The following is a 20,501-nucleotide window of genomic DNA, read 5'->3' as shown; positions in this document are numbered from 1 at the left end:
GCGCAAGGTGCCAAGGCGAACGCAGAAAACCACCCAAACAGCGAAATCGAAACCCCCGAAACGAGTAGACTAATTGTCAACACAAGACCAGATCAGCCCAGAGCAGTGCAAAAGACGACAATAACGCCCAAATTTCGATCATTTTTCCATGTCGACACTGCTCGCTTGAACACGAACGAGCTTTTCTTCGGCTTTTTGAAATTTTCGTTTCGATTTGGGCAACCGACGCGGCCTCCGTGCTCGCAACAGACTAACCGCGCATGAAAAATGCCGGCGATCGCGTGAATGCGACCACCGGCGTTTTCGCCTTTTCCGTCGTCAGGGTCAGCCCAGGCCGACCCGATGTCGATTACAGGTCGTCGATGCTGACTTGCTCGCGACCGTTTCGCGTGCCAAGACCGCCCCAGACACCATAGGGGCTGGGGCTGCCGGCGGGCGAACCGTTCCAGCCGGGCGGGCCCACCGTGGCGACGGTCGAGTCACCGGCGTCGATCGCTTCGCTAACGAAGTGGACCGAACCGTCTCCCATCACGACATGGCATCCACCGGGGTGATAACTGCCGGCGGTCCAGATCCCGTCACCGGCATCGTTTCCGTCACGTGAACAGGACGGGCTGTTGGGCGGCAGGATGGTGTTGACGCTACAGGTGTTTCCGCCGCCGTCCATCCATTTGTTACCGCGGCCGGCATCGCCCCACTTGCCCAGGCTCCCGCTGTAGCCGAACAGCATGACGCCGGGTGCGAAGAACTTGGGACGCAGCGGATCGATTTGGTCCGCACACTCTTGCGGATTCAGACGCACGTCGCCACCGATGTCATAGGCACCGCCGCCGCTGACGCCGCGGTCGCCCAGGCTGTTGGTGATCTCGGCAACGGCAATCGTGTTGGCCGTTCCGTCAACCACGTCACGGAATCGGGTGACGGTTGCACCAAGGAACATGCCTCGCTTGACTTCCTTCGGCGGGTTCGCCCAGCCCAAGCCGCCGGCGACGTCACCCAAACACGCACCATAGTTGGTCGTGCCGTAGGTCACCGCGGGGCCCGAATCGCTGGGGCAATTGAACGACGAAATCAACGTACGCCAAGGTGTGTACTGGCCACGCCAAGGGGTCGGCCCCATCGCGGGATACGCACCGTTGGGGGCGGCGTTTCCGTTGAACTGCACGCTAACGGGATTGCTGATCGTGTCCCACAGCGGCTGTTGTTCGATGAAAGGCAACAGCCCCACCAGCATACTGAGCCGGCGATAGTTGTGCTGGTCCGTCGAATAAGCACTCAGCTCGGCCCAGTTGGCGTTGTAGCCTTTCTTGCCGGTGGTGCCGGCACGGTGAACCGGGAACTGCTTGAATGCACTGTGGTAGTTGTGCAGTGCCAAACCGATCTGCTTGGCGTTGTTGCTGCACGACATGCGGCGAGCGGCTTCACGAGCCGACTGAACCGCGGGAAGAAGAAGGCCGACAAGGACGCCGATGATCGCAATCACGACCAGCAGCTCCACGAGCGTAAAGCCCGCACGTTTTTGACGCATAGAAGTTCACTCCGGAGTGGGAAACAATCGGTCCGACGGGAAAAATGAAGCGGACCCTGAGAAAGACTGTGAAATCGGGCCTCAACGGGCGGTCGCCAAAGCTGACAAATGCCCGGCATCGGTTTCACACTGTTGACTTTCTATCTACCCAATGCGTGAAAGGAAGCCTCATGCCACCAGAACGATCCCAATACGGGCGTCCACGAACACACTGCGACACGCCGTCGCGTGACGATCAACCGCTAACTTTGCATCCCCCCCCGAATCCCCTCTCTGAAGACGACGCCGCCGATTCGCTCAATACGAGTGTCTCAACCGCCCCAAAGGCTCACACCTGTCACCCAACGAACGAACTGCGAGATTTCTGAGAATTTTCAGATTTTTTTGTTCGACCTGGAAACAGGGATGCTCACTTTGAGCAACGCCAGCCCCTCTCAGGTGGAGCATGAGTCAACCCGCAAGTGCTGAAGCAAATGCTTTCGGTGAACATCCTCACGCAGTCACCTTGGTAGGGGGCCGTCCCCCAACGATCGAGTGCCTGACAACAAAAACGCCGGCGACCGCAGAAGTGCGACCGCCGGCGTGGCGTTGACTCGACTGGTGTTCAGCCTACGTTGGCTGATTCGGCTGACGATCAAGCGTCGTCGATGCTGACCTGTTCGCGACCGTTGGTCGTCCCCAAGCCACCCCAAACGCCGTACGGGCTGGGGCTGCCGGCCGGCGAACCATTCCATTGCGGACGGCCGACGGCAGGGGTGTCGGGGCTGCCGGCGTCGATCGCTTCGCTGACGAAGTGGACCGAACCGTCACCCATCACGACGTGACATCCACCGGGGTGATAGCTGCCTGCCGACCAGATTCCGTCACCGGCATCCCAACCGGCACGAGCACAGGTGGGGCTGTTGGGCGGCAACACGGTGTTGACCATTCCGTGGTTACCACCACCATCGGCCCAGCGATTGCCGCGACCCGAGTTACCCCACTTGCCAAGGCTGCCGCTGTAACCGAAAAGCAGCACGCCCGGGGCATAAAACTTGGGTCGCAACGGATCGGCCGTGTCTAAGCATTCGCGCGGGGCCAGGTTGATGTCGCCACCGATGTCGTAGGCACCACCGCCGCTGATGCCACGGTCACCCAGGCTGTTGGTGATTTCGGCCAACGCAATCGTGTTGGCTGTTCCGTCAACGACGTCGCGGAATTTGGTCGCGGTACCGACCAGGAACATGCCACGCTTGATTTCCTTCGGCGGGTTACCCGATGCCAACGCACGGACGCAATCACCGACGACGGCGGCGTAGTTGGCGGTTCCCGTGGTGACCGGCGGGCCACTGTCGCTGGGACAGTTGAACGCCGAAACCATGGTCCGCCACGATGTGTACTGGCCCTGCCACGGTGTCGGTCCCATCGAAGGGTACGCGCCGTTGGGTGCCGCGTTACCGTTGAATTGCAACGTGACCGGATTGCTGACGGTGTCCCACAGCGGTTGTTGCTCCAGGAACGGCAACAGGCCGACCCGCATGCTCAATCGGCGACGATTGCTCTGCTGGGCGTTTCCGACCAAGGCCCCCTGATAGCCCTTTTTGCCGGTGGTGCCGCCCAAGTTGATGGGAAACTGCTTGAAAGCACTGTGATAGTTGTGCAGGGCCAGGCCGATTTGCTTGGCGTTGTTGCTGCATGACATCCGGCGGGCGGCTTCACGAGCCGACTGAACCGCGGGAAGAAGTAGGCCGACTAGGACGCCGATGATCGCGATCACGACCAACAGCTCGACCAGCGTGAAAGCTGCGCGTTGTCTTTTCATGGATCAACACTCCCGAAACGAAGACTGAGAAGAAGAAGGGAATTTCGCCCTCGGTCGTCGATCTCCGGCCGCCCGTCGTCGCAACGCTGAAGGCCGCTGCCGGAGAATCTCAAAACCCAAAGACTGATAAAACTTGCACTCGCGTGCCTGTAACAGGGATAGCGAACAAGCCTTATATTGCCACGACATTTCTGAGCCAACGCACGCTCAGATTTCGCATCGCCCGATCGCCTGGCACTTCAAAATCGCGCCCGTTGTAACGGCGGTCGATAACGATTCAGCAGGCGAATTGCGGGGTTTTATTGCAAGACAGTGCCGGGAACACGTGATTCGCCAGGCGGACGACACGGTGTCCGATTCGACCAAAACTTTTCCGTCGTTTCCGCTGGAATTTTCGAAACCCATCGAACACGACAGGACGACAAGCACAAACGTGCCGGATTCTTGGAGGATAGTGCCACGACAATGCGGGGATCCACGCCCCAGACAGCCGGCCAAGCGCATGAAAAACGCCGGCGATCGCGTGAGCGAGGCCGGCGCTGCAGCTAAAGAATCGTGACGGTGGGTCTCGATCTGAATCGAGCGCCAACTAGATGTCGTCAACACTGACTTGTTCGCGACCGTTCGTTGTTCCCAAGCCGCCCCAGATGCCGTAGGGACTGGGGCTACCGGCGGGTGAACCGTTCCACTGGGGACGGCCAACCGCGGCGATCGTTGGGTCACCGGCATCGATCGCTTCGCTGACGAAGTGGACCGAACCGTCACCCATCACGACGTGACAGCCACCGGGGTGATAACTGCCGGCCGACCAGATACCGTCACCGGCGTCACCGCCACCACGTGAGCAAGTCGGGCTGTTGGGCGGAAGCACCGAGTTGAAAGTCCCAAAATTGCTACCGCCATCCGCCCAACGGTTGCCGCGTCCGGCATTCCCCCACTTGCCCAAATTTCCGCTGTAGCCAAATAGCATGACACCCGGTGCGTAGAACTTCGGCCGCAGCGGATCGATCGTATCCAAGCACTCTCGCGGACTCAGGTTGATATCGCCACCGATGTCGTAGGCACCACCACCACTTACGCCACGATCTCCTAGGCTGTTCGTGACCTCCGCTAATGCCATGGTGTTGGCTGTGCCATCGACCACGTCACGGAACCTTGTCACGGTGACGCCCATGAACATCCCACGCTTGATTTCTTTCGGCGGATTCGTCCAGCCAAAACCGCGAATGGTGTCACCGATACAGGCGCCATAGTTCGTTGTGCCAGTCGTTACCGCCGGGCCCGAGTCGCTGGGGCACTGCAACGCCGAAACCATTGTTCGCCAAGCCGTGTACTGGGTACGCCAAGGGGTGGGTCCCATTGCGGGGTACGCGCCGTTCGGCGCCGCATTGCCATTGAACTGGGTGGCGACCGGGTTGCTAATGGTGTCCCACAAGGGCTGCTGCTCAAGGAATGGTAGCAATCCCACCAGCATACTCAGACGCCGCCGGTTGCAATTGTCCTGATTAGCAGGGGGCATATCCCCGCCTGCAATATTGTACCCCTTCAGTCCCGTCGTACCCGCGCGGTGGACCGGAAACTGCTTGAATGCACTGTGATAGTTGTGCAGCGCCAAGCCGATTTGCTTGGCATTATTGCTGCACGACATGCGGCGGGCGGCTTCGCGAGCCGACTGAACCGCGGGAAGAAGAAGTCCAACCAGGACACCAATGATCGCGATCACGACCAACAGCTCCACCAATGTGAAGCCAGCACGTTTTGTGCGCATACGAGAATCACTCCGAACGATAAGAGAAAGAGCAGGAGCAAGATCAGGCCGCACGCGTATGCCTGAGCGCAAAGATGCCGTTGCGCGAAAGCACCGGCCGCATCGCAATCACAGCCGTCCGCTTCATCAGCAGCCAAGAGAACACTAATGATCTTTCGTCAGAAGTAAAAGCTCGCCCCTACACGACCGCGTAGGGAAGATTCACACCCCATCACCCCTGGACGCTCATCTCAAGCACCCACGCCCCAGCGCCACGCTCATTGTGTTCTTGCACTACAACCAAACGCGCCAATCAACCACACCGACGCACACATCTCAGCCCCTCAAAGCCCGAAGGTTTATCATTAACATTGCTGTATTTTGCGGACAAATGTGAACCCTCGTTCGACACATCGCGCCCGCCACTCGCCAATTCGGTAGGTCAGCGAGCCCGCGACGTTCGAAATGCCCCGCAAAACGCGCAATCCTATCCGCTCGTCGATTCCGTCAGCCGACGTGTTGAATCGCCACCACAATCTGCTTGCCGCGCCGTGATCCGCGGCGAGAGCCCTGATTGCAGCGTGCACGAAACGGCACCGGCCGAACCCGTCGGTCCCGTCCGTCTGGTTCGGCCCTACATCAAAAAAACGCCGGCGATCGCTTTCGCAATCGCCGGCGTTTCGAAGATTCAATGATGGCGGCCAGCGGACACTGGCCGCGTGTCGATTACAGGTCGTCGACGCTGACTTGTTCACGACCGTTGGTCGTTCCCAAGCCGCCCCAGATGCCGTAGGGGCTGGGGCTACCGGCGGGCGAACCGTTCCAGTTGGGTTGGCCAACCGCGGCAATGGTCGGGTCACCGGCATCGATCGCTTCACTGACGAAGTGGACCGAACCGTCACCCATCACGACGTGACAGCCACCGGGGTGATAACTGCCGGCCGACCAGATTCCGTCACCGGCGTCACCGCCACCGCGTGAACAGGTCGGGCTGTTGGGCGGAAGGACTGCGGTGAAGCTGGCGAAGTTACCGCCACCATCCATCCATCGTGAACCACGTCCCGATCCGCCCCACTTCCCAAGGCTGCCGCTGTAACCGAACAGCAACACGCCGGGAGCGTAAAACTTCGGACGCAGCGGGTCGATCGTGTCCAAGCACTCTCGCGGGTTCAGGTTGATGTCGCCGCCAATGTCATAGGCACCACCACCGCTGACGCCACGGTCGCCCAGGCTGTTGGTGACTTCCGCCAGGGCCATGGTGTTGGCCGTCCCGTCAACGACGTCGCGGAAACGGGTGGCGTTACCGGCCAAGAACATCCCACGCTTGATTTCTTTCGGCGGGTTGGACCAACCCAACGCACGCACGGCGTCACCCATGCAGGCACCATAGTTCGTCGTGCCGTAGGTGGTCGCCGGGCCGCTGTCGCTGGGACAGTTGAACGCGGAAACCATGGTACGCCACGGGGTGTACTGGCCCTTCCAGGGCGTCGGGCCCATGGCGGGATATCCGCCACCGGGCGCGGCATTGCCGTTGAACTGGGTGGCGACGGGGTTGCTGATCGTGTCCCACAGCGGCTGTTGCTCCAGGAACGGCAGCAGGCCGACCAAGATGCTCAAGCGATTGAAGTTGTGGAAATTTCGACCACCGCCGGCGGCATCGTCCGCGGCGACCATGTCGTTCCAACCGACGTTGTAACCCTTGCGACCGGTGGTACCGGCACGGTGGGCGGGGAACCCCTTGAAAGCACTGTGATAGTTGTGCAGAGCCAGGCCGATTTGCTTGGCATTGTTACTGCACGACATGCGGCGGGCGGCTTCACGAGCCGACTGAACCGCGGGAAGAAGAAGTCCGACAAGGACGCCGATGATCGCGATCACGACCAACAATTCCACGAGCGTGAAGCCCGCACGTTTTTGACGCATAAATGCGCTCCCAACCAAAGAGAAATGACCGGACCACCAATGACGGCGATCCAAACGGAAAAAGACGAAAGAGGCCTTCGGGAACCCGCAATGGCGGATTGATTCCCCGCACGGCCTGCTAACGATGCTTTCTAGCAACTAGACGCGTTAATGAAAGCTTCAGATCCCGCCGGCCTATTACCCCTTTCGATCGCCGCACCCATGCGGCGGGGTGTCGCATGACAATTTGACGCTCATGAGGCGCATCAGCGAGGCGGTGCGTTTCTTCAGAGTGAAAGTGTCGCTCTTTCGATGAGCACCCAAACAAAGCGGGCAAGTGCAAACTTGTCCACGTCGACATTTCTTGGAAAAAATCTGGAAATTTTCCGAACCGTTTGCGTCGCGTTGCGGTCGTTGAGCAGAGAAGCCACCCTGATGAGGTATTCCGCGGCGGCATTTCCAGACCATACGGAATGACCGAGACGTCAAATCCGCCAGGAACCGGCCAATCCGATCGCCTGGAACCGCAATGCCCCGGCACTCCGATTGACCGGTGATCAGGAGGCCCAAAAAAACGGTCGCCCCGGTGACGTTCCGGGGCAACCGTCCATGCGTTGCATCTGAATCAACGGTCGGCAGCCAACCAGGCTGCACCGTGTCGATTACAGGTCGTCGATGCTGACTTGTTCGCGACCGTTGGTCGTTCCCAAGCCGCCCCAGATGCCGTAGGGGCTGGGGCTGCCGGCGGGTGAACCGTTCCACTGGGGACGGCCGACCGCGGCAATCGTCGGGTCACCGGCGTCGATCGCTTCGCTGACGAAGTGGACCGAACCGTCACCCATCACGACGTGACAGCCACCGGGGTGATAACTGCCGGCCGCCCAAATTCCGTCGCCGGCGTCACCGCCACCACGTGAGCAAGACGGGCTGTTGGGCGGCAAAATCGCGTTGAAGCTGGCGAAGTTACCGCCACCATCGGTCCAACGTGATCCGCGGCCCGATCCGCCCCACTTTCCAAGGCTGCCGCTGTAACCGAACAGCAACACGCCGGGAGCGTAAAACTTGGGACGCAGCGGGTCGATCGTGTCCAAGCACTCTTGCGGGCTCAGGTTGATATCGCCACCGATGTCATAGGCACCACCGCCGCTGACGCCTCGGTCACCCAGGCTGTTGGTGACTTCCGCCAAAGCCATCGTATTCGCCGTTCCATCAACAACGTCGCGGAAACGGGTCACCGTCGCACCCATGAACATCCCACGCTTGACTTCCTTCGGCACGTTGGCCCATCCCAGACCGCGGATGCCGTCACCCATACAAGCACCGTAGTTGGTCGTGCCGTAGGTGGTCGCCGGGCCGCTGTCGCTGGGACAGTTGAACGACGAAACCATCGTGCGCCACGGGGTGTACTGGCCTTTCCAAGGCGTCGGGCCCATCGCGGGGTATGCACCGCCGGGGGCCGCGTTGCCGTTGAACTGGACGCTGACCGGGTTGCTGATCGTATCCCACAGCGGCTGTTGCTCCATGAACGGCAGCAGGCCGACCAAGATGCTCAAGCGGCGGAAGTTGTGGAAGTTACGTCCACCACCGGCGGCATCGTCGGCACTGGTCATCTGGTTCCAGTTCGCGTTGTAGCCCTTGCGGCCCGTCGTACCGGCACGGTGAACGGGGAACTGCTTGAAAGCACTGTGATAGTTGTGCAGCGCCAAGCCGATCTGCTTGGCGTTGTTGCTGCACGACATGCGGCGGGCGGCTTCGCGAGCCGACTGAACCGCGGGAAGAAGAAGTCCGACAAGGACGCCGATGATCGCGATCACGACCAACAGCTCCACGAGCGTGAAGCCCGCACGTTTTTGACGCATGTGTACGCTCCGATAACGCAAAAAAGAAAACCATTAACGTGGATCTCGAAAGACAAGGCGAGATCCGGTTCGACAAGCTGACCGTCGGGCGAAACCTGACAATGAAGGTTAAAATCGGCCCCGCAGCGGCGGTCTAATGTCGCATGCTATCGGTAAAACGCGGGAAAACCAAGGATTTTTCGACATCCGACGGGTTGACAAGGATTTTCCGCGAAACCAACTTTCGATGACTGAGTTGTTCGAACAACCACCCGTAACGGTGCCCGAAGTCGCATTATGAAGACTGCTCCGAGTGGCCATGCGGATGGCGCGACCACGCCACGCTCAAAAAAACCAGCCCCAACGGGTGGTTAGCAAGACAGAAGTTTTTCGATTTTTTCTCTGATTTTCGGCTTTAACGTCGAACCTTTCCGGTTTTTCGGGTGTTGCCGACTCGGTATCCCCACCGGAAAGGTCCCGATGCGCCCCCAATCTGGACCGAAATCGACGTTCCGGCGGCGACGACCATGTCGGTGTGTTTACCAAACGAAAAAACCGCGGCCCGGATTTCCATCCGGGCCACGGCTGCGCTTCGTTTAGGGCTGAACAGGGCTCTACAGTTCATCCATATCGATCTGTTCGCGACCGTTGATCGTCCCTAATGCTCCCCAAATGCCGTAGGGACTGGGGCTGCCGGCCAGCGAACCGTTCCAGCCATTCTGCCCGACGGCGGGAATCGAGGGATCACCGGCATCGACCGCTTCGCTGACGAAATGCACCGATCCGTCGCCCATCACGATGTGGCAACCACCGGGGTGATAGCTGCCGGCACTCCAGATCCCATCGCCGGCATCGCCGCCGTCGCGGGAACAGGTGGGGCTGTTGGGCGGCAAGATGGCGTTGAACGTGGCAAAGTTGCCGCCGCCGTCACACCATCGATTGCCGCGACCGGCGTCGCCCCATTTGCCAAGGTTGCCGCTGTAGCCCAACAGCAACACGCCGGGTGCGTAGAACTTCGGACGCAGCGGATCGGCCGTATCCAGGCACTCTCGCGGGCTCAAGTTAATGTCGCCGCCGATGTCATAGGCGCCGCCACCACTGATCCCACGGTCGCCCAGGCTGTTGGTGATCTCCGCCATGGCCATCGTGTTGGCGGTTCCGTCGACGATGTCACGGAATCGCGTGACCGTGGCGCTCAGGAACAACCCACGTTTGATTTCCTTGGGCGGGTTTCCCCATCCCAACGCTCGCACGCAATCGCCGATGCAGGCACCATAGTTGGTCGTCCCGGTGGTCACCGGCGGCCCCGCGTCGCTGGGGCACTGCAGCGCCGAAACCAGCGTCCGCCAAGGCGTGTATTGCCCTTTCCAGGGAACGGGGCCCATCGACGGATAAGCCCCATTGGGTGCCGCGTTGCCGTTGTACTGCACCGAGACGGGATTGCTGATCGTGTCCCACAAGGGTTGTTGTTCCAAGAACGGCGTCAGGGCAACCAGCATGCTGAGACGCCGGAAATTGTGCGTGTCATTGCTGTACACGTTCATGTTGTCCCAGCTGATTCCGTAACCCTTGCGGCCGGTCGTACCGGCGCGGTGGGCGGGAAATTGCTTGAACGCACTGTGATAGTTGTGCAGCGCCAAGCCCAGTTGTTTGGCGTTGTTGCTGCACGACATTCGACGTGCGGCTTCGCGAGCGGACTGGACCGCCGGAAGCAACAAGCCGACCAGGACACCGATAATCGCGATCACGACCAACAATTCGACGAGTGTGAAGGCCTTGCGTGGGTTTCGCATGGTCACATCTCCCATTTCAAAGTAACAGAACACGGAATGAACCAAATCGGCTTCGTTGGTCCGCGCCGCCGGTGCCCCCAACCGCAACCTTGCCGTCCGGCCGACTTCGTTTCTTGCATCCGTGGCGAAACGTTGAAGCGGTCTCGCACGAAAGCCGAAACGCCATTCTAAATCTGCAGCGTTGGATGCCACGCCACTAGACGACCCAAAATGACTGTCCACATCGTCGCACGTGACAGGACGTCGCACCGGAGATCCGCCTGTCACACAAAAAGACATGCCTTTGCACCGGAGGGAATCTTTCCGGCAAACACCGGCGTGGATACCTCACCGGCATGCGGCAAGCTGCCGCGGAAAAAGACGGGTGAGAGGGAAGACGCCCAGACCAATACCCCGGGCTTAAACTTTCAGTGTGCCGATCAAATCGGTGATGCGATCCACACCTTCGGCACGCAGCACTTCGGGCAATTCGCCGACCAGACGTGTGGAGACGTGAGGGTCGTAGTAATTCGCCGTACCGATCTGAACAGCCGACGCACCGGTCACCAAGAATTGCATTACATCGTCGATGTTGGCGATGCCACCAATCCCGATGATCGGAATGTCCACCGCTTGTCGGACTTGATGGACGCATCGCAGTGCAATCGGCTTGATGGCCGGACCGCTCAGCCCGCCCATCCCGTTGCCCAAGATGGGACGACGTGAACGCCAGTTGACGGCCATCGCCAGCACGGTGTTGATCAGACAAACCGCGTCGGCCCCACCATCGGCCGCCGCCGCCGCGATGTCGGCGATCCGCGTCACGTTCGGCGTCAGCTTGGCCAAAATCGGCAGATCACAATTCTGTCGAACCTGGTCGACGACTTTCCGGCAACTGTCGGCATCGGTACCGAAATCAATACCACCGGAAACATTGGGACACGACAAATTCAGCTCGATCGCCGCGGCACCACCCTGTTCGGCGATCCGCCCTGCCAGCGAAACGAAATCGTCGCGTGTCCGGCCGGCGATGCTGACCACCACGGGGGTCGGCAACTGTCGCAGGTAGGGCAGGTGATGCTGGATGAACGCGTCCACGCCGTCATTGTCCAACCCGATCGCGTTCAACAGACCGGCCGACGTTTCAACCGTTCGCCAGGGCGGATTGCCCATCCTTGGTTCGGCGGTGATCGTCTTGGGCAACAAGCCACCCAGCAGTGACAGGTCGACGACTTTTTCCATCTCGCGGGCATAACCGAACGTGCCGGAAGCAACCATGATCGGATTGCCTAGCTTCAGTCGCCCCAGTTGAACTGACAGATCGGGCGTCATGGAATTCGTCATCGAACGTGTCGTCATGAAACGGGCGTCATCAAGAAATTGGCATCGCGCCGGCGGGGCGTGGGACGGAAGTCTACCGCCATGGCCGGGACCTTCGGTAGGGCGGCGCCGATGCGTGGGTCGTCAAAGGCAATCGGTCGATTGCGTTGCGTCAAGCACCCGAACGCGCGACGACCAGACGCTGATCGATGTGCCGCAGCAATTCATCCGCAACGACTTCTTTGCTGCCGCGGATGTCGGCGATCACGTCGCCGTGGACGTCCAGCAATTCGACTTCGTTTTCCTGGCTGTCGATTGCTTGGGGGCCGTTGCTGACGATCAAGTCACAGTGTTTCTTCTGCAGCTTCACCGTCGCGCGAAACCGGTGGTCTTCCGTTTCCAAAGCAAAGCCGACGACCCATTGGTCGTCACGTTTCTGCTGGCCCAGCGTCGCGACGACGTCCGGGGTTTCGACCAGTTCCAATTGAATCGGGTGGCCGGTTTTGGACAGCTTTTGTTCGCTGACCACCCGCGGCATGTAATCACAGGGGGCCGCCGCACCGATCGCGCCGTCACAGCGGGCGAATTCGTTTTGCGCGGCATCCAGCATTTCATCGGTGGTCCGTACCGGAATGACCCGGGCGGCCTGCGGATATTCGACCTGGACGGGCCCACTGATGATGACAACGTCGTGGCCCAGGCCGATCGCGGCAGATGCCAACGCGGCGCCCATCCGACCGCTGGATGCGTTGGTCAAATAACGCACCGGGTCGATGTATTGTCGAGTCGGACCGGACGTGATCAAGATGCGAGCCATGTCGGCGATCTTTCCTTCAATCAAAAAACACGGTGGGTTCAGGATCCTGAACCTTCGTCCGTTTCTGAATCTTGCACCGGAGCCCCCGCGTCACCGACCGGCGGCATCGATGCCAACAGACGATCCAAATCCTCGGGCGTCAGATTCATCCGTGCCGCGGCCAGTGCAAACAGCCTTTTTTCGCTTTCTTGCAAGTCACCGTCGGCCGCCATCACACGAATCAAATCCTTCATCAAGGCTTCGCGATCGTCCGGATCTTCGGGCAATTCCAACGCCGCATCATCACTCAGGCTGTACCGAATCGCTTCGTGCAATTCGATTTCGCTTAAGCCCAGCTCGATGCAACGGTCGGCCACCACGTTGACTTCGCGTTCGCCCAACTGCCCATCGGCCAGGGCCATGACGACCAAATTTTGAAGGTGGCGTTTTCGCCGAATGAAACTTTCGTCGGCCATCAGATTCCACAGCGTTGGGTGCACGGTCACGCGCGATGGCGACATCGCCACCGCGACGCACAGTCTATACGCGCCGGCATCGGTGTACCGAGGGGGGGGGATGCCCGTGCATATAGACGATGCGCCGCGACACCGTGAGATCCACGGATGAATTCGACGGCCGATCGCCGGATCGCCGGGGCTGTGCTTTCCGGCATTCTCGGGTGCCGTCTGGGCCGGGTTCCCGCTAATATCCCCGTCAAAAGAACCTGCGGTCGGTCGCCGCCACAGATGCGTGTGGCTGGCGGCACGACGAATCGATTTGTTTCCTTGGGGACAACGGCCAATCCGATGCTTCGAATTCTTGTCACCGGCGGCGCCGGATTCCTGGGCTCACACCTGTGCGAACGCTTGGTCAAAGACGGCCACGACGTCATTTGTCTGGACAACTTCTTTACCAGCCAAAAGACCAACGTCACACACTTGCTGGACTATCCGAATTTCGAATTGATTCGACACGACATCACGGTGCCGGTCTTTTTGGAAGTCGACCAGATCTACAACCTGGCTTGCCCCGCCGCCCCGGGCCATTACCAATTCAATCCGATCAAGACGATCAAGACCAGCGTGTTGGGCAGCATCAACATGCTGGGGCTGGCCAAGCGGTGTGGCGGCCGCATTCTGCAAGCCAGCACCAGCGAAGTTTACGGTGATCCAGAGGTCCATCCGCAACCGGAAAGCTATCGCGGCAGCGTCAGCCCGATCGGCATCCGAGCCTGTTACGACGAAGGCAAGCGTGTCGCCGAAACGTTGTTCATGGATTACCACCGCTATAACAACGTCGATGTTCGCATCGTTCGGATCTTCAACACTTATGGCCCGCGGATGCACCCGTTCGACGGACGCGTGGTGTCCAACTTCATCCGCCAAGCTTTGGCCGGTGAACCGATCACGATCTTTGGCGAAGGCACCCAGACCCGATCGTTTTGTTACCGCGATGACTTGATCGAAGGCATCATCCGATTGATGAATTGCGAGGACGGATTCATCGGCCCGGCCAACATCGGCAACCAAGACGAATACACGATCCGTGAACTGGCCGAAAAGGTGATCGAAATCAGCGGATCAAAATCCACACTGACCACCGAACCGCTGCCGGCGGACGATCCGACACGCCGCCAGCCCGACATCACGCTGGCGAAGAAGCATCTGAATTGGTCGCCGACGACCGACCTGGCCACCGGCCTGGCGAAGACGATCGAGTGGTTCCGCACGATCAATCTGGACGACTATCGGCCGCCGACGCCGAACTACAAGTAAGGTTTTGCCGGCCAGATGAAGCGGGCGACGGGTCGCGCCGACCATTAAACTGGTGCATCGGCACGATCCACGCGTGCAGCCCACCGATCTTCCCACCCCACCTGAACATTGCAAGCGAACAGTCACGACATGAGCCAACCGATTCGATTTGTGATGCTGGGCGGATTCCTGGGCGCCGGGAAAACGACGACGCTGGCACGACTGGCCCGCCATTATCAGTCGCAAGGCAAGAACGTCGTCATCGTCACCAACGACCAGGCGGACCACTTGGTCGACACGCACTTGTTGCGAAACCAAGGGTTCGACGTCGGCGAAGTCGCTGGTTCCTGCTTCTGCTGCAACTTCGACGGCTTGGTCGGCCAAATGGAATCGCTGTCCCAGGCTCATCGGCCCGACGTCATCTTGGCCGAACCGGTGGGATCCTGCACCGATCTGATCGCGACCATCGCCGTTCCGATGATGCAGTTGCTGGGAGAACGTTTCGAAGTCGCCCCGTACGCGGTCCTGTTGAAACCTAGCCACGGGCAAAAGATTTTGTCGGGCGTCGGCCAACGCGGTTTTTCACCCAACGCGGAATACATTTTCCGCAAACAGTTGGAAGAAGCGGACGTCGTGGTCATCAATCGCATCGACGAATTGGATCCATCGCAGCGTCAGTTGCTTGAAACGAACGTCGAAAAGAACTTCCCCGAACGGCCAATCGTCGCCATGTCCGCCAAGACCGGCGACGGACTGGATGAATTGATCCGGCACATCGAACAACCGGCGCCGAAGCACAACCTGTTCATGGAAGTCGACTATGACATGTATGCCAACGGTGAAGCGGAATTGGGTTGGCTGAACGCGACGACATCTTGGCAGCATTCCGAACCGATCGATCTGGACCAGACGCTGACGGCGGTCTTGAACGACTTGAAGGATCAGTTTGCCGCCGCAGACGCCGAGGTCGCGCACGTCAAAGCCATCGTGCAGACCGAATCGGATTCCGCCGTCGCGAACTTGGTCAGCAACGACAGCGATGTTGCCTTGTCGATGCCCACCGGCGGCTTGGCGGCCACATCGTTTCGCATGGTCGTCAACGCTCGAGTCGCCATCGCACCGGAAACGTTGGAATCCATCGTCCAGCGTTCGCTGAAACAAGTCGCCGATCAGACCGGCGTCCAGTTGAGCGTTGAATCGATCCAATCATTCCGGCCGGGCCGTCCCGTCCCGACTCACCGCGCGACGTCGTCCTAAAGAATCTATCTGTCGCGAAGGATCGTCACGCGGGGTTTCGAATCGCTTCGCGGATCGACAACTGAACCCCGCTGACGACGCCGAAATGCATCAGCAAGACCGGCACAAAGTCATAGTCGCAGTACACGGTCAATAACTCCAATGCGACCCCGACGAACATCGCCGCCAATACGGTCACACTGACCGGACCACAGGGGATTAGATACGTCGACGCCGCACGCCGCAGGCGCAGGCATCCGACGACCGCGGCGACGAACAGCGACGTGAAGATCGTCAGCCCCACGATCCCGAAACGCAGCCCCACCAAGACAAAAGAGTTGTCCACGATCCTCAGTCGCAGCCGGCTGCGTTTGTCCGCGGGCAACCCGGGAACGTTCGGCGGGAACTGGTCGGTGTTGTCCGTCCCAAACCCCAGCAAGCCGCCTTTCAAGACGATCGGACCGTAGATCTTCATCACAAAGATGCGGTTCCGCGTGCCGGTATAAATCTCTGCGTCCTCGTCGACTTCGACAATCGTCGCGGACTCCACGCCGACGGACTCGTCCAATTTGGTCACCACGTCATCGAACCGCCAAACCAGCAACGCGATTGCGATCACGATGACCGGCACCAGGATGATCCGAGCGATTCGCCACTGGACACAAGCAAAGAAGACCGCGGCAACCGCCATCCCCAACACCGGCCCACGCGATACCGTGGCGGCAATGCCCAGCAAGATCAGCACAAAAGCGATGACGCCCCACCATGCGCGTCGCCGCGTCAACGCCGAATCCCACGTCACCCACGCCCACGGTGACAACAGCATCAAGATCACGCCCAAAAAGATCGGGTGTCGTGTCGTCGCGATGGCACGATGGAACAGATCGAATCGCAGCCCTTGGGGACGATTCACTCGATCATCGGCCACATGAAAGATCGCTTCCCACAAATTGATGCCGGTCCAGCATTCGATCATCGCCGCAACCGATAACACGACCGCGACCCCGGCAAACCAGGGCGCCAAGACAGACAGGGAACTCCGGTGCATGAATGCGTAACGGCCAGCTGCGTAGGCCAGCCACCATTCGGCGTAGGCTCGCGCGGCCGTCGTGGCAACAGGATCACCGTATTGCAGATCCACCACCCCATGCCACACCGCCAAAGCCGTGACCAGGACATCCATAACGGTGATGGGCCACAACAATCGTCGCCAATACATCGCCGATGCGACGACCAACAACACAATGGAAACCGTCGACAGCACATCGACCGGGAAACCGGCGATATCGATTTCAAACCAACTGGCCGCCGACATGGACACCGCCACCCCGACGCCCAACGCCCATTGACGGCCCGTCTTCCAAGCGGCGATCGCGGCCACGATGAGACTGAGGATGACGAAAAACAGATAAGACGTTTCGACGGAAAACATTCGCGGACGGCAAACGGGGCTGGCGGCCCGAACAGCGGCCGACACAGTGGATGTGACTTGAAACGATCAAACAATGGCTTGAAACCACCGACGCAGTTTAGTCGCTGGGCGATCTCGATAGCCACGCGAAACGATCCAGTCATCCGATCGGTGCCGCACCGGACCCGCATCCGCGTCACAGTGCCTGTGATCCCCCCATTCCATCGTCCGGCGAACCGTCACAGACTACTGGGCTTCCCTCGCCAAAGCTGGATCGATGAACCAACCTGAAACACCACTCGGCCCACGCCATCCCGTCGCACTGACCATCGCCGGCAGCGATCCGTCGGGCGGTGCCGGGATGCAAGCCGATTTGAAAACGCTGCATGCCTTCGGCGTCTATGGTTCGGCGGTAGTGACGCTGCTGACCGTGCAAAACACGCAAGGCGTCGAAGCGGTCGAAATGCTGCAGATGGACTTTTTCCAAAGCCAATTCGACTGCGTGACCAGTGACATTCCGCCCGACGCGGTGAAGACCGGTGCTTTGGGTACGGCTGAAATGATCGCCACGGTCGCGGCGGCTTTGTCGTCACTGAAATGTCCGATCGTGGTCGACCCGGTGATGATCAGCAAACACGGCCACGCGATCATCGATGACGGCGCCGTCGACGCATTGCGAACCCAGTTGTTGCCGGTCGCGTCCCTGGTCACCCCCAATCGATTCGAAGCCGAACGACTGGCGGAAACCAGCATCGAAAGCGAAGACGATTTGGCCGTTGCCGCGACGCGGTTGCACGACCAGGGCGTTCCAGCCGTCTTGATCAAAGCCCAATTCGACAATCACGCGGTCGATTTTTTGTCGCTGCGCTCAGGCCAAAGCGGACGGCCGGAAACGCAAACCTGGACGACCCAGTGGATCGACGGCGGCAATCTGCACGGCACCGGTTGCGTGCTGTCGGCCGCGATCACCGCCGGTCTGGCGTCCCAAAAGGACTTGGTTTCGGCCATCGAACGCGCCCGACGTTTCGTCACCGCCGGCATCGCATCGCCGTATCGAATCGGCCGGGGTGTCAGCGCAATCGACGTCTTGGAAGCGTCAAAGAAGACGATCCGCTGCTAGGCTCACACTTACACGTAGTGATTTCGTGCTTTGCTTCGGCCTGGAATCATTTGTAGGCCGATCACCTCGATTGAAATTGGCATTGGTCTATTGGCAGTTGAGTTGATCCTTTGCGTAGCCATGTTCGCGTTCCCATTCGTTCCGCGTTCGGTCACACAGTTACCTCTGGTTCGGCAACACATCCAGCGTTGTGTTCCAGTAACTCCAAGAACTTCTTCGGTCTGGGGAAACGGCCGGAATGGACAAGCCCCCGGTTTGACGGCATAGCTTCACGCACCATCCACTGGATGCAAATAGCAACAATTGTATTACGTCGAGCTGTGCACCAGGGTTGTTTGCGAATCCGAATCCAATGAATGGGCACACCGATGGTGCAACCGGTCGTGTTAAGAACAGGTCAAATTGCTAAACTCTTGGTTTTCATCCTAATAGTAGAAGCACTGCCTTTTTCGTTATCCGATCGACCCGCATGGCAAAGAAATCAACCGCATCCAAGAAGAAGGCAACTGAATCCAAAAAATCCTTCGAGCAAACCCTCTGGGACACCGCAGACAAGCTGCGTGGGACGGTTGAATCGTCCGAGTACAAGCACGTCGTCCTCTCGCTGATCTTTCTGAAGTTCGTCAGCGATCGATTTGAGGAGCGGCGGCAGGCGATCATCGATGACGGCAAGGGCGACTATGTGGACATGGTCGAGTTCTACACGATGAAGAACGTCTTCTATCTGCCAGAGAACTCGCGGTGGTCCACGATCGTGGCGCAGGCCAAACAAGACGACATCGCCGTTCGTATCGATAGCGCCCTGCATGCCGTGGAAAAGAACAACCCATCGCTCAAGGGAGCACTACCCGACAACTACTTCTCGCGGATGGGCATCGATGTTGCCAAGCTGGCGGCGTTGATTGACAGCATCAACAACATCAACACGATTGCCGATTCCAAAGAGGATGTCGTAGGCCGCGTCTACGAGTACTTCCTGGGCAAATTTGCGGCGACCGAAGGCAAAGGGGGCGGCGAGTTCTACACGCCCAAGTGCGTGGTCAACCTGATCGCGGAAATGATCGAGCCGTACAGCGGCAAGATCTACGACCCCTGCTGTGGCAGCGGCGGCATGTTTGTCCAGTCCGTCAAGTTTGTCACCAGCCATAGCGGCAACCAGAAAGACATCTCGATCTACGGGCAGGAGCAAACCAGCACGACGTACAAGCTGGCCAAAATGAATCTGGCCATTCGCGGCATCTCGGGCAATCTGGGCGAAGTCCCCGCCGACACCTTTTTCAAGGATCAGCATCCGGATCTGAAGGCGGATTACATCATGGCCAATCCGCCGTTCAACCTGAAAGCGTGGCGAGCCGCCGACGAACTGAGCGACGATCCTCGCTGGAGCGGTTACGACGTGCCGCCCACCGGCAACGCCAACTACGGCTGGATCCTACACATGGTGTCGAAGCTGTCTGAAAATGGCATCGCGGGTTTTGTGCTGGCCAACGGTTCGATGTCCACCAGCACCAGCGGCGAGGGCAAGATTCGCCAAAAGCTGATCGAAAACGATCTGATCGATTGCATGATCGCGCTGCCGGGGCAGTTGTTTTACACGACTCAGATTCCCGTTTGCCTGTGGTTCATCACCAAGAATAAAGGTGAGCGGCAAGGCGCTAGCCGCCGGTCTGGTAGCGACCTCCGCGCCCGTCACGGCGAAACGCTTTTCATCGACGCTCGAAACCACGGCACGATGGTGGACCGCACGCACAAGGAGTTGACCGAAGACGACATCGACGAGATTGCGAGGACCTATCACGCTTGGCGAGGCGAATCGAAGGACGGCGAGTACGAAGACCAACCCGGCTTTTGCAAAAGCTCGACGCTGGAGGACATCAAAGCCAACGACTACGTGCTCACGCCGGGACGTTATGTCGGCGCGGCTCCGCTGGAAGACGACGGCATTCCGTTTGAGACGAAGATGGCTGACTTGACCGCCACGCTGTACGGGCAGATGGATGAAGCGGAGAAGCTCGATCAAGCGATCAGGAAGAATCTGGAGGTGCTTGGTTATGGGGAGTAGCTTGCTAGGCGACGATGCTTTGGTGTTGCGGGATGGGTTTCAACGCAAAGACGCAAGGTCGCAAAGACGCAAAGGAAGAGACCAAGACCAAAATCTTTGCGCCTCTGCGCCTTCGCGCCTCTGCGTTTTAAATTTGTATGCCCCCACGGAGAAGCTCGATCAAGCCATCCGGAAAAATCTGGAGGTGCTTGGTTATGGGGAGTAGCTTGCTAGG

Annotated in this window: 14 protein-coding genes; 4 read left to right on the top strand and 10 right to left on the bottom strand. The window is 59.3% G+C overall.

The features are described from left to right. Positions 1 to 349: 349 nt before the first annotated feature. From Mal65_RS11185 to Mal65_RS11145, 9 genes are all read right to left on the bottom strand, one after another. Positions 350 to 1,528 carry a DUF1559 domain-containing protein gene (locus tag Mal65_RS11185; RefSeq protein WP_145297292.1) on the bottom strand — a complete coding sequence of 393 codons (1,179 nt, stop codon included), beginning with the start codon at positions 1,526 to 1,528 and terminating at the stop codon, positions 350 to 352. A 634-nt stretch (positions 1,529 to 2,162) separates the two neighbouring features. Then, positions 2,163 to 3,329 (bottom strand): DUF1559 domain-containing protein, encoded by a 1,167-nt coding sequence (locus tag Mal65_RS11180; RefSeq protein ID WP_145297289.1) that lies wholly within the window; start codon positions 3,327 to 3,329, stop codon positions 2,163 to 2,165. A 589-nt stretch (positions 3,330 to 3,918) separates the two neighbouring features. Then, positions 3,919 to 5,097 (bottom strand): DUF1559 domain-containing protein, encoded by a 1,179-nt coding sequence (locus tag Mal65_RS11175; protein WP_145297286.1) that lies wholly within the window; start codon positions 5,095 to 5,097, stop codon positions 3,919 to 3,921. Positions 5,098 to 5,802: 705 nt separating this feature from the next. Beyond that, positions 5,803 to 6,999 carry a DUF1559 domain-containing protein gene (locus tag Mal65_RS11170; protein WP_145297283.1) on the bottom strand — a complete coding sequence of 399 codons (1,197 nt, stop codon included), beginning with the start codon at positions 6,997 to 6,999 and terminating at the stop codon, positions 5,803 to 5,805. Positions 7,000 to 7,640: 641 nt separating this feature from the next. Continuing rightward, positions 7,641 to 8,837, bottom strand: a complete 1,197-nt coding sequence (locus tag Mal65_RS11165) for a DUF1559 domain-containing protein (protein ID WP_145297280.1) — start codon at positions 8,835 to 8,837, stop codon at positions 7,641 to 7,643. Between the two features lie 593 nt (positions 8,838 to 9,430). Continuing rightward, positions 9,431 to 10,609 carry a DUF1559 domain-containing protein gene (locus Mal65_RS11160; RefSeq protein ID WP_196784762.1) on the bottom strand — a complete coding sequence of 393 codons (1,179 nt, stop codon included), beginning with the start codon at positions 10,607 to 10,609 and terminating at the stop codon, positions 9,431 to 9,433. Positions 10,610 to 11,008: 399 nt separating this feature from the next. Further along, positions 11,009 to 11,932 (bottom strand): dihydroorotate dehydrogenase, encoded by a 924-nt coding sequence (locus Mal65_RS11155; RefSeq protein ID WP_145297277.1) that lies wholly within the window; start codon positions 11,930 to 11,932, stop codon positions 11,009 to 11,011. Positions 11,933 to 12,080: 148 nt separating this feature from the next. Next, the gene (locus tag Mal65_RS11150) at positions 12,081 to 12,725 is read right to left on the bottom strand and encodes a phosphopantothenoylcysteine decarboxylase domain-containing protein (protein WP_145297275.1); all 645 of its coding nucleotides are present in this window, start codon (positions 12,723 to 12,725) and stop codon (positions 12,081 to 12,083) included. A gap of 38 nt (positions 12,726 to 12,763) precedes the next feature. Further along, positions 12,764 to 13,180, bottom strand: a complete 417-nt coding sequence (locus Mal65_RS11145; RefSeq protein ID WP_174820155.1) for a TerB family tellurite resistance protein — start codon at positions 13,178 to 13,180, stop codon at positions 12,764 to 12,766. 330 nt (positions 13,181 to 13,510) lie between these two features. On the opposite strand from Mal65_RS11145, the gene Mal65_RS11140 reads away from it, so the two are divergent. Further along, the gene (locus Mal65_RS11140) at positions 13,511 to 14,479 is read left to right on the top strand and encodes a UDP-glucuronic acid decarboxylase family protein (RefSeq protein ID WP_145297273.1); all 969 of its coding nucleotides are present in this window, start codon (positions 13,511 to 13,513) and stop codon (positions 14,477 to 14,479) included. A 129-nt stretch (positions 14,480 to 14,608) separates the two neighbouring features. Then, the gene (locus tag Mal65_RS11135) at positions 14,609 to 15,715 is read left to right on the top strand and encodes a GTP-binding protein (RefSeq protein WP_145297270.1); all 1,107 of its coding nucleotides are present in this window, start codon (positions 14,609 to 14,611) and stop codon (positions 15,713 to 15,715) included. Positions 15,716 to 15,740: 25 nt separating this feature from the next. On the opposite strand, the gene Mal65_RS11130 is transcribed toward Mal65_RS11135, so the two are convergent. Then, entirely contained in the window at positions 15,741 to 17,126 is a 1,386-nt protein-coding gene (locus tag Mal65_RS11130) for an O-antigen ligase family protein (RefSeq protein ID WP_145297267.1), read from the bottom strand. 256 nt (positions 17,127 to 17,382) lie between these two features. Between Mal65_RS11130 and thiD the strand changes: the two genes are divergently transcribed. Together thiD and Mal65_RS11120 are read left to right on the top strand one after the other, a co-directional pair. Continuing rightward, the gene (thiD, locus tag Mal65_RS11125) at positions 17,383 to 18,225 is read left to right on the top strand and encodes a bifunctional hydroxymethylpyrimidine kinase/phosphomethylpyrimidine kinase (RefSeq protein ID WP_145297264.1); all 843 of its coding nucleotides are present in this window, start codon (positions 17,383 to 17,385) and stop codon (positions 18,223 to 18,225) included. A 469-nt stretch (positions 18,226 to 18,694) separates the two neighbouring features. Continuing rightward, the gene (locus Mal65_RS11120; RefSeq protein ID WP_145297261.1) at positions 18,695 to 20,287 is read left to right on the top strand and encodes a class I SAM-dependent DNA methyltransferase; all 1,593 of its coding nucleotides are present in this window, start codon (positions 18,695 to 18,697) and stop codon (positions 20,285 to 20,287) included. Positions 20,288 to 20,501: the final 214 nt, after the last annotated feature.

The organism is Crateriforma conspicua (assembly GCF_007752935.1).
GTDB classification, from domain to species: domain Bacteria; phylum Planctomycetota; class Planctomycetia; order Pirellulales; family Pirellulaceae; genus Crateriforma; species Crateriforma conspicua.
This window is presented reverse-complemented; position numbering and strand designations above follow the sequence as displayed.